Annotated in this window: 14 protein-coding genes; 5 read left to right on the top strand and 9 right to left on the bottom strand. The window is 42.9% G+C overall.

Annotated features, from left to right (window positions below):
* Positions 1–4: 4 nt before the first annotated feature.
* The 5 genes from recG (at position 5) to GSY63_RS13350 (ending at position 5,937) form a co-directional block, all read left to right on the top strand.
* Entirely contained in the window at positions 5–2,110 is a 2,106-nt protein-coding gene (recG, locus tag GSY63_RS13370; RefSeq protein WP_166586326.1) for an ATP-dependent DNA helicase RecG, read from the top strand.
* A gap of 191 nt (positions 2,111–2,301) precedes the next feature.
* Positions 2,302–3,696, top strand: a complete 1,395-nt coding sequence (locus GSY63_RS13365) for a M20/M25/M40 family metallo-hydrolase (RefSeq protein WP_166586325.1) — start codon at positions 2,302–2,304, stop codon at positions 3,694–3,696.
* A gap of 61 nt (positions 3,697–3,757) precedes the next feature.
* Positions 3,758–5,074: an MFS transporter gene (locus tag GSY63_RS13360; RefSeq protein ID WP_317168569.1), complete on the top strand. Its 1,317-nt coding sequence runs from the start codon at positions 3,758–3,760 to the stop codon at positions 5,072–5,074.
* 47 nt (positions 5,075–5,121) lie between these two features.
* Positions 5,122–5,619, top strand: a complete 498-nt coding sequence (locus GSY63_RS13355) for a hypothetical protein (protein ID WP_166586324.1) — start codon at positions 5,122–5,124, stop codon at positions 5,617–5,619.
* Between the two features lie 132 nt (positions 5,620–5,751).
* On the top strand, positions 5,752–5,937 hold the full coding sequence (locus tag GSY63_RS13350; RefSeq protein WP_208094541.1) for a hypothetical protein: 186 nt from the start codon (positions 5,752–5,754) through the stop codon (positions 5,935–5,937).
* A gap of 128 nt (positions 5,938–6,065) precedes the next feature.
* On the opposite strand, the gene GSY63_RS13345 is transcribed toward GSY63_RS13350, so the two are convergent.
* From GSY63_RS13345 to rplM, 9 genes are all read right to left on the bottom strand, one after another.
* A complete protein-coding gene (locus tag GSY63_RS13345) occupies positions 6,066–6,284 on the bottom strand; it encodes a PLDc N-terminal domain-containing protein (protein ID WP_166586322.1) in 219 nt (72 codons plus the stop codon).
* Between the two features lie 4 nt (positions 6,285–6,288).
* The gene (locus tag GSY63_RS13340; protein ID WP_166586321.1) at positions 6,289–8,058 is read right to left on the bottom strand and encodes an ABC transporter ATP-binding protein; all 1,770 of its coding nucleotides are present in this window, start codon (positions 8,056–8,058) and stop codon (positions 6,289–6,291) included.
* 76 nt (positions 8,059–8,134) lie between these two features.
* Positions 8,135–8,698, bottom strand: coding sequence for a ribosome recycling factor (frr, locus tag GSY63_RS13335; RefSeq protein ID WP_166586320.1), 564 nt, complete (start codon positions 8,696–8,698; stop codon positions 8,135–8,137).
* A gap of 153 nt (positions 8,699–8,851) precedes the next feature.
* Positions 8,852–9,556 (bottom strand): UMP kinase, encoded by a 705-nt coding sequence (gene pyrH / locus GSY63_RS13330; protein ID WP_166586319.1) that lies wholly within the window; start codon positions 9,554–9,556, stop codon positions 8,852–8,854.
* A gap of 9 nt (positions 9,557–9,565) precedes the next feature.
* A complete protein-coding gene (gene nagA, locus GSY63_RS13325; protein ID WP_166586318.1) occupies positions 9,566–10,705 on the bottom strand; it encodes an N-acetylglucosamine-6-phosphate deacetylase in 1,140 nt (379 codons plus the stop codon).
* 186 nt (positions 10,706–10,891) lie between these two features.
* Positions 10,892–11,743, bottom strand: coding sequence for a translation elongation factor Ts (tsf, locus tag GSY63_RS13320; protein WP_166586317.1), 852 nt, complete (start codon positions 11,741–11,743; stop codon positions 10,892–10,894).
* Positions 11,744–11,913: 170 nt separating this feature from the next.
* The gene (gene rpsB / locus GSY63_RS13315; protein ID WP_166586316.1) at positions 11,914–12,747 is read right to left on the bottom strand and encodes a 30S ribosomal protein S2; all 834 of its coding nucleotides are present in this window, start codon (positions 12,745–12,747) and stop codon (positions 11,914–11,916) included.
* Between the two features lie 18 nt (positions 12,748–12,765).
* Positions 12,766–13,152, bottom strand: coding sequence for a 30S ribosomal protein S9 (rpsI, locus tag GSY63_RS13310; RefSeq protein ID WP_166586315.1), 387 nt, complete (start codon positions 13,150–13,152; stop codon positions 12,766–12,768).
* A 26-nt stretch (positions 13,153–13,178) separates the two neighbouring features.
* Entirely contained in the window at positions 13,179–13,616 is a 438-nt protein-coding gene (rplM, locus tag GSY63_RS13305) for a 50S ribosomal protein L13 (protein WP_166586314.1), read from the bottom strand.
* Between the last annotated feature and the right edge of the window lie 333 nt (positions 13,617–13,949).

The following is a 13,949-nucleotide window of genomic DNA, read 5'->3' as shown; positions in this document are numbered from 1 at the left end:
CGGTTTGGATCAGGTATTTAAAACATCGGTTGATTATGTTAAGGGCGTTGGTACTACCCGTGCCGAGATGCTTAAAAAAGAGCTGGGCATCTTTACTTTCGAAGATCTACTGAGGCATTTCCCATTTAAATACATCGATCGTACCAAGTTCTATAAGATTAAGGACATTAATGCCGACCTGCCACATGTACAGTTAATAGCCCGCCTAACTCATAAAGAACTAATTGGCGACAAGCGCGTTAAGCGCTTGGTTGCGCAAGTGAAAGACGATACCGGCACTATGGAGCTTGCGTGGTTTCAAGGCATCAAATGGGTCGAAAAAACGTTAGTCCCCGGCCAGGCTTATATTATTTTTGGCAAACCCGGTTCGTTTAACGGTAAGGCCCAAATGGCTCACCCGGAAATTGAACCTTACAGCCCCGAAGCACTTAAACGCAAAGGTAATTTAACCCTGCAACCCGGTTATAGTTCTACCGAAAAGCTCAAAACGTTTTCGTTGGATAGCAAGGGAATCCAAAAGCTTACTGCCACGCTGTTGGAACAGCACGGCAAGGATATACACGAAAACCTGCCGCAATATATTCTGCAAAAGAACCGCCTGATGGGCAGGCAACAGGCTTACCGCAGCATCCACTTTCCCGAAGATGCTACTGCCCTGCACGAAGCCCAACACCGGCTTAAATTTGAGGAGCTGTTTAACATTCAGCTTAAATTACTAAAGAATAAACTTCTGCGCACCCAAAAATTCAAGGGGTTTATATTTAGTAAGGTTGATCAGTATTTCAATACGTTTTATCAACAGAAACTTCCTTTCGATTTAACCAACGCGCAAAAGAAAGTATTGAAAGAAATCCGACAGGATACGCAGCGTGGCGTACAAATGAACCGCTTGCTGCAAGGTGATGTGGGTAGCGGTAAAACTGTGGTGGCATTAATGACGGTACTGATGGCGATAGATAATGGTTTCCAAGCATGCTTAATGGCCCCAACTGAGATTTTGGCTACACAACACTATCATTCTATCAAAAGCTTAGTGGGCGACGATTTTATTGAGGTAGCCCTGCTAACCGGTTCCACTAAACAAAAGGCCCGCAAACCTATCCACGAAATGCTGAAGGACGGCCGCCTGCAACTCTTAATTGGCACTCATGCCCTGCTAGAAGATAAAGTTCAGTTTAAAAACCTGGGGCTTGCTGTGATAGATGAACAACACCGTTTTGGCGTGGAGCAACGCTCTAAACTATGGCACAAAAATGCATTACCACCGCATGTGCTGGTGATGACGGCAACACCCATCCCACGTACATTAGCCATGACTTTGTATGGCGATCTGGACGTTTCCGTAATTAACGAGCTACCCGCAGGGCGTAAGCCGATAGAAACCATTCACCTTTACGAAAATCAGCGCTTGCGCATGTTCGGCTTTATGAAGCAGGAGATTGCCAAAGGCCGGCAGGTTTATGTAGTTTATCCACTGATTAAGGAGAGCGAAAAACTCGACCTGAAGAACCTTGAAGATGGTATCGAAGTCATGTCGCGCGAATTTCCGTTGCCCGACTATCGCATCAGCATAGTGCATGGTAAACTGGCGGCAGCAGACAAAGAAGCGGAGATGCAACGTTTTGTAAAAGGCGAAACCCATATTATGGTGGCTACTACCGTAATTGAGGTGGGTGTTAACGTGCCCAATGCCTCGGTAATGATCATCGAGAATGCCGAACGCTTCGGCCTGTCGCAACTGCACCAGTTACGCGGGCGGGTTGGTAGAGGTGCAGAACAATCGTTCTGTATCCTGATGAGCAGCCATAAACTAAGTCGTGAAGGTCGCATCCGCTTGGACACCATGGTTTCTACCAATGATGGCTTTAAGATCTCCGAGATCGACTTAGAGCTGCGCGGCCCGGGTGATATTGAAGGCACCCAGCAAAGTGGCGTACTCGACCTTAAAATGGCCAACCTGGCCACAGATCAGGAATTGCTGACTAACATTCGCCACCAGGTAGAAGACATCTTCGAACAAGACCCACAGCTAACGCATCCTGAAAACCAGATCTTACATCAGATGCTGCAAACTAAGAGTGGTGGGTTAACTTGGGATAAGATCTCTTAATTTTCAATATTTAGATTTGTCATGGTGAGGTACGAAGTAACCTCGTAGCAATACATATCGAATAGATTTACGACGAGATTGCTTCGTACCTCGCAATGACATAAGCGAAAAAGATACAGTCCCTCACATTCGTTACTTTGACTTTATCCCCGAAACCTTTAACTTTCCACCCACAACATACCCTTTATTGCATGAAACTAAAACCCCTACTTTCTGCCCTATTAATTGGTGCGGCTAGCTTATCGGCAAGTGCCCAAACTGACTCTGTAACTATCCGCAAAATTTATGACGAAGCACTTGTTAACGGCCAAGCTTATGATAATTTGCATTATCTGTGCAAAAACATCGGTCAGCGTTTAAGTGGATCGACCAATGCGCAAAAGGCAGTGGAATGGGGCAAAAAGCTGATGGAAAGCTACGGCTTTGATAAAGTATACCTGCAAGAAGTTATGGTACCACATTGGGTTCGTGGCGAAAAAGAACAAGGTTTTATCATCGACGGCAAAACCCGCACCCCGGTTGCACTGGCTGCATTGGGTATGTCGGTTGCTACACCAAAAGAGGGCATCACTGCCGAGGTTATCGAACTGCACGACCTGAAAGAATTAGACGCTTTAGGCGCTGATAAAATAAAAGGCAAGATCGTTTTCTTTAACCGACCGTTCGACGAGCGTTTTATAGAAACCGGAGCAGCTTATGGTACTGCTGGCGATCAGCGTCGCTCCGGTCCGGACGCTGCTTCTAAATACGGAGCAGTTGCCGTTATTATTCGTTCGTTAACATCAGCTTTGGATAACTATCCGCATACAGGTACTACCAGTTATGGTACGGTTAATACGCCTATACCGGGTGCGGCATTATCAACTGTTGCAGCCAACAAACTAAGCGAAACCATTAAAAACGCGAAGGGCAAACCGGTAAAATTCTTTTTGAAGCAAAATTGTCAGACTTTACCAGATGCACCATCATTTAACGTGGTGGGAGAGCTAACCGGTACAGAAAACCCGAATCAATTTGTTACTGTAGGTGGCCATTTAGATTCGTGGGATTTGGCAGAAGGCGCGCATGATGATGGCACAGGTGTAATGCAATCGGTAGAAGTGCTGCGTATTTTCAAAGCAATGGGCTACAAACCTAAACACTCTGTACGCGCTGTATTATTTATGAATGAAGAAAATGGTGGCCGTGGCGGTAAAAAATACGCCGAGCTTGCTGTCCAAAATAAAGAAGAACATATTGCCGCCATAGAATCTGACGAAGGTGGTTTTACCCCACGCGGTTTTAGCTTCGAACGCCCATCAGCAGAGTTTTTAAAACAAGTAAATGCTAATTGGAAATCATTACTCGCCCCTTACGAAGCAGATATGCTGGTTGCCGGTGGTAGTGGTTCTGATATCGGCCCGTTAAGGGGTTCAGTACCCGGAGTTACCTTGATTGGTTTCCGCCCTGATTCGCAGCGTTACTTCGATATTCACCATACACCAAATGATGTTTTCGAGAATGTTAACAAACGCGAATTACATTTGGGAGCGGCTGCAATGGCTTCGTTAATTTACCTGATAGACCAACACGGCCTGAAATTTTAATTTTATTAACGGGATTAAAAACTTCAAGTCGTAGCTTTGCGGCAAACATCCACAAATTAGCGTGCCAGACGAAGGAAATAGTCAACCCCAGAAAAAAGATTCTTTTGCAGCCCTTAGATTCAAGGACTTTCGCGCATACATTGGTATGCGCTTCTTTTTTACGTTTGCTTATCAAATGCAAACAACTGTACTGGGTTTCTACATTTATGAGCTAACCCATAGTAAAGTAGCCATTGCATTTATCGGTTTAGCCGAGGCCATACCGGCGGTGGGCATTGCCCTTTACGGCGGCTATATTGCCGATAAATACGAGAAGCGTAAAATGCTGCTTTTGATATTCGGTGGGGTATTTCTGTCGTCATTAGTTATGTTTACGGTAACGCTGGATAGTCTGGCGCATATCGATCATGGCTGGATATTGTACGCCTTGTATGCCATGATATTTTGCAACGGTATTGCCCGGGCGTTTTACGGGCCTGCCACGTTTACCGTTTATGCGCATAGTATCCCCAAAGAGGTTTACCCTAATGGCAGCAGTTGGAGCAGCTCGGCATGGCAGGTGGCTTCTATTTTAGGCCCCTTAACCGGAGGGCTTTTATATGGATTTGCGGGCAAAATGATTCCGGGTTTGTCGGGCATTACAGCCAATTTTATTGTTGTACTCGCGTTTTTATTTATCGCTTTAGTATTGGTTTACCGCCTGCGTAAGTACCCCGCGGTATTTATTCCGAAAGAAAACATATGGGTAAGTCTAAAAGAAGGGCTTCATTTTGTGTTCAATAATAAAATGATGTTCTACGCCATGAGCCTCGATCTGTTTTCAGTATTCTTTGGTGGCGTGGTAGCATTGCTGCCTGTTTATGCTCTTGATATTTTAAAGGTAGGCTCAGAAGGCTTGGGCATTATGCGTATGGCGTCTTCATTAGGTGCTGCGCTAACGATGATAGCTATGGTTAGGTTCTCTCCAATGAACCGACCTTGGCGCAACCTGTTAATCGCTGTGGCAGGTTTTGGCGCCTCTATTATAGGCTTCGGTTTATCGCACGTGTTCTACCTATCCATAGTTTTCTTGTTCCTACAGGGTGCGTTTGATAGCGTGAGCGTAATTATTCGCGGTACCATTATGCAGCTCCTCACCCCCGACGAAATGCGCGGACGTGTATCAGCAGTAAACTCTATGTTTATCGGTTCATCTAACGAGATCGGCGATTTTGAATCGGGTATGGCAGCTAAGATATTAGGCACTACACCAGCGGTATTGTTTGGTGGCTGTATGACGTTGTTGGTAGTAACCGTCACTTTCTTTAAAACACGAAACCTGATACCAAGTACCCTGAAGGATATACATTCGCCGGAGGCTACGGAGACGGTTAGTTAGATCGTTACTCGGCGTTGATACTTGATAAGAATTTATAATTTAGGAGAATGAAAACGGTTCTCTTGTTATGTATTTTCAGCTGTTTATTTGTTGTATTTTCTTGTTCTCAAAAAAACACATCGCTACCACCACCAGTAACCAAGCGAACCGTTAAGCCTGGCGATACTATTGCGTATGCTATTATCGAATACAAAAAAGAATACCGACCATATTTAAAAAACATGGTCACCTCTGCAACTCTTAGCAAGCAGGAAACCTCCGAAATTGAGAAGCTAACTAGCACCGCCGTAGCACGATATAATACTGCACAAAAACGTCGCAACATGCAAATAAATAACATATTATCTTATTACAGACAATATATTCCAGCTATTAATGCTAACGGAGAAAAAGAAGTTTTTGTGAATTGCTTTTGCGATGCAATGGGCTCTGATTGGCAAACATCCATCGTTATAGTTAGAGATGGTGGAAGTTGTTTTTTTCAGTTTAAAATTAACTTAAAAACCAAAAGGATCAGAGATTTTTATGTAAATGGTGAAGCGTAGGGGGGGGCTTAAGGATGCTATTCTCTGCCAGGTTAGTTGAGCCACCTACACATTCGCAACTTCTTACTTTGTATAGTTTACCTATCCTATGGGATCCCGAAACAAGTTCGGGAAGACGGGTGGATTCTGTTCTTGGACGAGATTAAGCGTGATTTTGAATCGGGCATGGCAGCTAAGATAGGTACTACACCCGCTGTATTGTTTGGTGGCTGTATGACGTTGTTAGTGGTAACCGTCACCTTCTTTAAAACTCGCAACCTTATACCAAGCACATTGAAAGATATTCATTCGCCGGAGGCTACGGAGCCGGTAAGTTAGGGTCCTCTTCCTATGATTTTAACCAAAGTGTCATTGCGAGTGATAGCGTGGCAACCTCGTAGCATGCACAGCGAATGTGCTAGCTACGAGATTGCTTCGTACCTCGCAATGACACAGTTTTTTCGTTTTTAAGAGGGGTTCGCTATCGTCTTCACCAATCGCCAAAACAAATAAACCAATGAACCACCGATAGGTACAACTACCATAATGGCAACCCAAAGTATTTTGTTGTTTCTGTCGATATTTTTGTTTCCGATGGCGTGGAGCAGGGTGAAGACGAGCAGCGCAAGCCACACAATCATCAATATTAAGCCGAGCGTTCCCGACACCATCGGAAGATTTTCCATTTTTCTACACGTTAGCCAAAGGTTCTTCTGTGCTATACTTTTCGCCTATCTGTTGACGCCACATGGCATAATACAATCCCTTTTGCGATAGCAAATCGGCATGTTTGCCCGATTCGATGATACGGCCTTTCTCCAACACATAAATACGGTCGGCATGCATTATGGTAGAAAGCCTGTGGGCAATCAGAATAGTGATATGGTCCTTCAACACCGAAACATCTTTAATAGTTTCTGTGATCTCTTCTTCGGTTAAAGAATCCAGGGCCGATGTTGCTTCGTCGAATACTAACAGATCCGGCTTACGTAATAAGGCACGCGCAATTGATAAACGTTGTTTTTCGCCGCCAGATACTTTTACACCGCCTTCGCCAATCACACTGTCTAGACCTTTATCGGCACGTGCCAATAAGCTTTGGCAAGCCGCACGATGCAGTACATTCATACACTCCTCGTCGGTAGCATCGGGGCGAACAAATTTCAGGTTTTCGCGGATGGTGCCTGAGAACAGTTGAGTATCCTGCGTAACGAAACCAATCTTCTCGCGCAGCTGATCCAGATCGATCTCTTTACTCAATACATTGTTGTAAAGAATATCGCCATCCAACGGCTGATACAAACCCACCAATAGTTTCACCAAGGTAGTTTTACCTGATCCCGATGGACCAACAAACGCAATAGTTTCGCCCGTGTTTACCTCAAAACCAATATGATTTAACGCGTTGCGATTGGCCGTTAAGTGCTTAAAACTTACCTGATCAAAAGTTAACTTCTTCAGCTTCTCAATCAGCACAGGTTTCTCAGGCTTAACATCGATAGGGATATTGAGGATACGCTGGAAATTACCCAGAGAAACCTCGGCTTCGCGCCAGGCCAGGATAACGTTACCCAGCTCCTGCAACGGGTTAAATAAAAAGAAAGAATAGAAAAGGAAGCTAAAGTATTGTCCCGGTGATATTGTTTGTTTAAAGATCAGTATCAGCAATACTACAACCATGGTACTACGCACAAAGTTTACTGTTGTGCCCTGTACAAAGCTCATACTGCGTACATACTTCACTTTCTTTAGCTCCAGTTCAAGGATCTTATAAGTGGTATTATTTAAGCGTTCTATTTCCTGGTTAGCCAGGCCTAAGCTTTTTACCAGTTCGATGTTACGTAACGATTCGGTGGTTGAACCAGCCAAGGCTGTGGTTTCGCCAACTATCTTTTTCTGGATGGTTTTTATCTTACGGCTCAAAGCCATGCTTACAAAAGCAATAACGGGTATAGCTGCAAAATAAACCAAAGTAACCTGATAGCTTACACTTACCGAATAAACGATCACAAAGATCATCCCGATAAAGCTTACGAACAGGATGCTGATAAACGAAGTAATAAACTTTTCGCAATCTAAACGTACCTTTTGCAGCACACCCAGCGTTTCGCCGCTGCGCTGATCTTCAAACACCTGGTAAGGCAGTTCGAGCGAATGGCGTAAACCATCGGCGTACATTTTAGCGCCTACCTTTTGTACAATGATGTTGGTATAATAATCTTGCAGGTTTTTGGCTATACGCGACACCATAGCGGCACCAACAGCCAAACCAACCATACCAATTGCTCCCCACACATAGGCATTAAAATCAAGTTTGCTTCGTTTTTCGATAAAGCCGTCAACGATACGGCCTGTTATATAGGGATCCAGTAAGGAAAAACCAATGTTAAACCCTGCTAAAACCAGGGCAAAAACCACTACCCAACGGTAGCGCGACAAATAGGATAAGAGTATTTTCATGTTTCAACACAAAAATAAAAAAGGGAATGGCGTAATCCGCTCATTCCCTTTAATTTGACATTAGGTTTATTATTGCTTAAACCGTCATGATATCTTTTTCTTTCGCTTCTGATAATTTATCAACTTTAACAATGTAAGCATCAGTCAATTTCTGAACTTCGCCTTCACCTGTTTTGATCTCATCTTCAGACACGCCTTCAGATTTTAATTTCTGAATTTTAGCGTTGGTATCTTTACGGATGTTACGTACAGCGATCTTACCGTTCTCTGCCTCTGCTTTAACCTTTTTAACCAAGTCTTTACGACGCTCTTCGGTTAGTGGAGGTACGTTTAAGCGGATAACGACACCATCATTTTGAGGATTGATGCCCAGATCTGCTTCTTTAATTGCTTTCTCGATAGCGTTAAGCAAAGATTTTTCCCAAGGCTGTACAATAATGGTACGGGCATCCGGGGTGTTTACGTTGCCTATTTGTGTTAATGGAGTTGGTGTACCATAATAGTCTACCATAATGCCATCAAGCATGCCTGGGCTTGCTTTACCGGCACGGATTTTTGATAGCTCATTATCTGTATGATCAACAGCTTTGTCCATTGATGCCTTTGCATCATTCAACTGTTTTTTAACGAGTTCGCTCATTCTGAATAAATTTTGTCAAAAATAGTAATTTAGAGTCAAGAGACAAGAATCAGGAATCAAGACTTATTCTTATATCGTGTTCATGGATCAAGAAATCAGAATTCCGACACGTCTTTATCTCGATTCTCGGCTCTTGATCCTTGATTCCAACACCTATTTTACAAGTGTTCCTATTGCCTCACCGTTAGCTATGCGCTCGAAATTACCTGGTTTGTTCATATCAAATACGATAATTGGTAATTTGTTTTCCTGGCAAAGAGTGATGGCTGTCATATCCATTACGTTTAACCCTTTAGCGTAAACTTCACCAAAGCTGATCTCATCGTAACGGGTAGCAGTCGGGTCTTTCTCCGGATCGGCGGTATAAATACCATCAACGCGGGTACCTTTCAATACCACATCGGCTTTAATCTCAATGGCACGTAATGATGCTGCTGTGTCGGTAGTAAAATAAGGATTACCTGTACCTGCACCGAAAATTACAATGCGGCCAGTTTCCAGATGCGTCATAGCACGGCGACGGATATATGGTTCGCAAATTTGCTCCATTTTAATGGCCGACTGCAAACGGGTTTGTACACCAATGCCTTCTAACGCGCTTTGCAAAGCCATACAGTTAATTACCGTAGCCAACATACCCATATAATCGGCCTGAGCACGCTCCATGCCCGATTTCTCGGCGCTTAACCCACGGAATATATTTCCACCTCCTACAACAATGGCTATTTCAATGCCTGCATCAAACACTGTTTTAATATCATGAGCATACTGCAATACACGGTTATTATCAATACCGTATTGTCTGTCACCCATCAATGATTCGCCGCTAAGCTTCAATAATATCCGTTTGTATTTCATATAAATAGTTTAGTTAGAGTTTTTTACAGGTAAATCAGAAAATTGATACATCTTTCCGGCCAGGCACGTAGCTTTAACCTCAAAAGTATCACTAAAAATTACTAAATCCGCATCAAATCCTGCTTCGATGCGGCCTTTATTTAAACCGGCAAGTTGCGCGGGATATAAAGTTGCCATATTAATAGCCTCTGCAAGGTTTATACCAACCTTTTCTACACAATTTTGCACTGCTTTAAGCATGGTAAGGCTCGAACCAGAGAGTGTGCCATCAGGCATTACATATTTATCGCCAACCAACTGGTGTTGATATGTGCCTTCAGTAGCTGCAGTAACTGCGTCGGTTATCAGGAAAAGCTTATCGCCCAGTTCGCGTTTAGCCAAACGAATCATCGCAAAATCTACATGGTTGCCATCGGCAACAATGCTGGTGTAAGGCTTTTCTTCAAAAATTGCAGGTATGTAACCAGGCTCACGGTGGTGCATTTGCGGCATGGCATTGAATAAATGGGTTACTGCCGGTATAGGTTTATTTAAAAAGCCCTTACCCTGCTCGTAAGTAGCATTGCTATGGCCCGATGATATAATCACTCCTACATTATGCAGATAGTCAATCACTTCCTGATCCTGCAATTCGGGTGCTATGGTTATCATTTTAACCTCGCCTTCGGCGGATTCTATCCAGCGCTTTACTTTTTCTAAGGTAGCTTTATGGATCAGTTCGGCAGGATGTGCGCCTTTTTTAATCGGATTTAGAAAAGGCCCTTCGAGGTGCAAGCCCAAAAAGTTGCCTATGCAGGTTTTCCGATAGGCCTTGGCGGCCTCGATGCCCTGCTCAACAATTGGGTCAGTATTGGTGCCTATGGTGGCAAAAAAGCCGACGGTGCCCTGCTTAATCAGGTCATCTTCCAATTGCTTTAGAGCAGCAATCTCGGGCTTACCGGCAAACAGTTTGCCTCCACTACCGTAGATCTGCAGATCGAGCAGTCCCGGAGCAACATAAGCACCATGAAGATCAATTTTTTCTGACCCGCCGGGAATTTCGCTTTCGGCTATTACGGCTTTTATTTTTTTGTCCTCAACTAAAATTGCTTTGTTGTTGGTAATGGTACCATTGTCAATAAGTTGCAGATGATAGAAGGCAGTTATCATGTAAACCAAATGTAAGGACAAAAAATCAACTTCAGTATTCAGTCTTTGTCATTGTGAATGCCGTGAAGAATTTTGTTCAGCAGGCTTCTCACAAAAAATCCTTCGCTATCACTCAGATACCAGAAGGAGACAAAAATAAAAGGGCAAAAAAAATCCCCTCGTTTAATAAACGAGGGGATAAATAAATTAAGCTCCTAAAACTACTCGCTTAAATGCGGTAACGGTCAGGCCTTTCTCAACACCGTTAAGGAATTGAGAGATATTTTTAGATGGGTCTTTAACAAACTCCTGGTTTAACAAAGTATTGTCTTTGTAGAATTTGTTTAATTTACCTTGAGAGATTTTTTCAACCATTTCTTCTGGTTTACCTTCAGCGCGGATTTGCTCTTTAGCAATTTCCAACTCACGCTCAATTGTAGAAGCATCAACACCGTCTTTATCAACAGCTACCGGGTTCATAGCAGCAATTTGCATTGCAACGTCTTTACCAGCTTCATCAACACCAGCAGGGTTAGCGTTTAAAGCAACCAATACACCTAAACGGAAGTTACCGTGGATGTAAGGAACAACTTTCTCGCCAGCTAACACTTCGTAAGTGCTGATAACGATACGCTCGCCGATTTTACCTGTCATGTCTAATAATGCATCAGCAATTTTAATACGACCGGTTTCGGTATCAACTTCTAATTGGCCAAGTTCTTCAACGTTAGCAGGTAAGCTGTTTACAGCTACGTTAGCAACTGCATTAGCGAAAGCGATAAACTCAGCGTTTTTAGCAACGAAGTCAGTTTCGCAAGCTAAAACGATGATCACACCGTTTTTACCATCTTCAGAAGTACGTGCAATAACAACACCTTCGTTTGACTCGCGGTCTGAACGGCTTGCTGCTACTTTAGCACCTTTTTTTCTTAAGTAATCAATTGCAGCTTCGAAATCACCGTTAGTTTCGGTTAAAGCTTTTTTGCAATCCATCATACCTGCACCAGTTTGCTGACGCAGTTTGTTTACATCAGCTGCAGAAATTTGTACTGTAGACATAGTTTTTTATTGTTATGAGTTGCGGGTTTATGAACTGCGAGTTAGCAAACTCATATGACCTGTAACCCGATTTAATTTTAAGTTTTTATGAAAAATGATGAATTGCAATTTTCATGCAATTCATCATTTTAAATATTTATCCTCACTCCCCTTTAGGGGTTGGGGGCTTATTATTCTTCTGTAGCGGGAGCTTCAGTTTCAGCCTCAGCTTCTGCAGCAACGCGTTTTGCGCCACGGCCACCTGAAGTGGTTTCAGGAGCATCTGCTTTAGTTTTTGCAGCTACTGCTTCTTTTTCAGCTTCGTCTTCTTTTTCGCGTTTACGCTCATCTAAACCTTCCTGGATAGCCTGGATAATGATACCGGTAATCAAAGAGATTGATTTGGTAGCGTCATCGTTAGCTGGGATAGGGAAATCGATGTTAGAAGGATCAGAGTTAGTATCCACCATTGCAAAGGTTGGGATGTTTAACTTTAATGCTTCAGAAACTGCGATATGCTCTTTCTTAACGTCAATTAAGAATAATGCTGCAGGTAAACGGTTTAAATCAGAGATACCACCTAAAAGGGTTTCTAATTTAATACGCTCACGTTGGATCATTAAACGCTCTTTCTTAGAAAGGTTGCTGTAAGTACCGTCTTTAGTCAATTTATCGATGTTTGACATCTTTTTGATCGACTTACGTACGGTAGCAAAGTTAGTTAACATACCACCTAACCAACGCTCGGTTACGAAAGGCATGTTTACTGTTTTTGCGTAATCAGCAACGATGTCTTTCGCTTGCTTTTTAGTAGCTACGAACAAAACTTTACGTCCTGATTTTACAATTTGTTTAATAGCTGCAGCAGCTTCTTCAACCTTAGTTAAGGTTTTATTTAAATCGATAATGTGGATACCATTACGCTCCATGAAAATGTACTGAGACATTTTTGGATCCCATTTGCGGGTAAGGTGACCAAAGTGTACACCTGCGTCAAGTAAATCCTGATATGTTGTTCTTGCCATTGTTGTGTCCTCCTGATATTAACGTTTACTGAATTGGAATCTTCTACGAGCTTTTCTGCGACCCGGTTTCTTACGCTCAACCATACGGTCATCACGTGTCATTAAACCTTTAGCGCGTAAAGCTGGTTTCTTTTCAGCATCAAGTTCAACAATAGCTTTCGCAATAGCTAAACGAACGGCTTCTGCCTGTCCTTTAACACCACCACCAGCTACATTTACAACGATGTCGAATTTACCCTCTGAACCAGAAACCAGTAAAGATTGGGTAGCAACGTATTGTAAAGGTAAAGTAGGGAAGTATTCTTTGTAGTCTTTACCGTTAACGGTAAGAGCACCATTGCCGTCGTTTAAATAGATACGGGCAACAGCGGTTTTTCTTCTGCCTGAAGTGTTTGTTGTTGGCATTTCTTTTCTCCTTTAAAAATTAAAAGTTAAATGGCTTTAGGGCTTTGTGCTGCATGAGGATGCTCGGCACCTGCGTAAACGTGCAGATTGCCAAATAAGGCGCGGCCCAAACGATTTTTAGGTAACATACCACGTACAGCTTTTTCTACTACACGCTCTGGATGTTTTGCCATTAACTCCTTAGGAGAAATGAAACGCTGACCACCTGGGTAACCAGTGTAAGAGATATATTGCTTAGTTGCGAATTTATCTCCGGTCAGTTTTACCTTGTCTGCATTGATAACAATAACGTTATCGCCGCAGTCTACGTTCGGGGTGAACCCTGGCTTGTGTTTTCCTCTGATGATCGCTGCGATCTTAGAAGACAAGCGCCCCAAAATCTCGCCATTAGCGTCAACAACAACCCATTCTTTGTTAACGGTCTTTTTGTTGGCTGAGACAGTTTTGTAACTTAACGTATTCACTTGCTTTAAATTAATTTAATTAAATACTTTATTATACCCGCATTTTTCGGGACTGCAAAGATACAGACATTTGTTTAATTTACAAGGGCTTTGTAAGGAAATTTGCATTTAGTGCTCAGGCATTTAGCATAGCATGCTTATAAAATGTCGAAAAAGGCCATTTGTAAGCACAATACATAAGTTAATCGGGGCTTATAAACTGATTGTCAGTATCATTTTGAAGCATGAATACCAGATATTCCTACCAAAAACCCATGAAAGTTAAAGCGTGTACCAAGTATTGATTTAACGGAGTCTGGGGTACACCCATTTATTTATCTGTAACAAGCGCTT

This window comes from Mucilaginibacter agri (genome assembly GCF_009928685.1).
Lineage (GTDB): Bacteria > Bacteroidota > Bacteroidia > Sphingobacteriales > Sphingobacteriaceae > Mucilaginibacter > Mucilaginibacter agri.
The sequence above is the reverse complement of the archived record's forward strand: the minus strand, read 5'-3'. Positions and strand labels throughout refer to the sequence as shown.

Excerpts from the sequence above, each read along its gene's own strand:
- GSY63_RS13365 (WP_166586325.1), top strand. The coding sequence starts at position 2,302 with ATGAAACTAAAACCCCTACTTTCTGCCCTATTAATTGGTGCGGCTAGC.
- GSY63_RS13355 (WP_166586324.1), top strand. The coding sequence starts at position 5,122 with ATGAAAACGGTTCTCTTGTTATGTATTTTCAGCTGTTTATTTGTTGTA.
- GSY63_RS13345 (WP_166586322.1), bottom strand. The coding sequence starts at position 6,284 with ATGGAAAATCTTCCGATGGTGTCGGGAACGCTCGGCTTAATATTGATG.
- GSY63_RS13340 (WP_166586321.1), bottom strand. The coding sequence starts at position 8,058 with ATGAAAATACTCTTATCCTATTTGTCGCGCTACCGTTGGGTAGTGGTT.
- frr (WP_166586320.1), bottom strand. The coding sequence starts at position 8,698 with ATGAGCGAACTCGTTAAAAAACAGTTGAATGATGCAAAGGCATCAATG.
- pyrH (WP_166586319.1), bottom strand. The coding sequence starts at position 9,556 with ATGAAATACAAACGGATATTATTGAAGCTTAGCGGCGAATCATTGATG.
- nagA (WP_166586318.1), bottom strand. The coding sequence starts at position 10,705 with ATGATAACTGCCTTCTATCATCTGCAACTTATTGACAATGGTACCATT.
- tsf (WP_166586317.1), bottom strand. The coding sequence starts at position 11,743 with ATGTCTACAGTACAAATTTCTGCAGCTGATGTAAACAAACTGCGTCAG.
- rpsB (WP_166586316.1), bottom strand. The coding sequence starts at position 12,747 with ATGGCAAGAACAACATATCAGGATTTACTTGACGCAGGTGTACACTTT.
- rpsI (WP_166586315.1), bottom strand. The coding sequence starts at position 13,152 with ATGCCAACAACAAACACTTCAGGCAGAAGAAAAACCGCTGTTGCCCGT.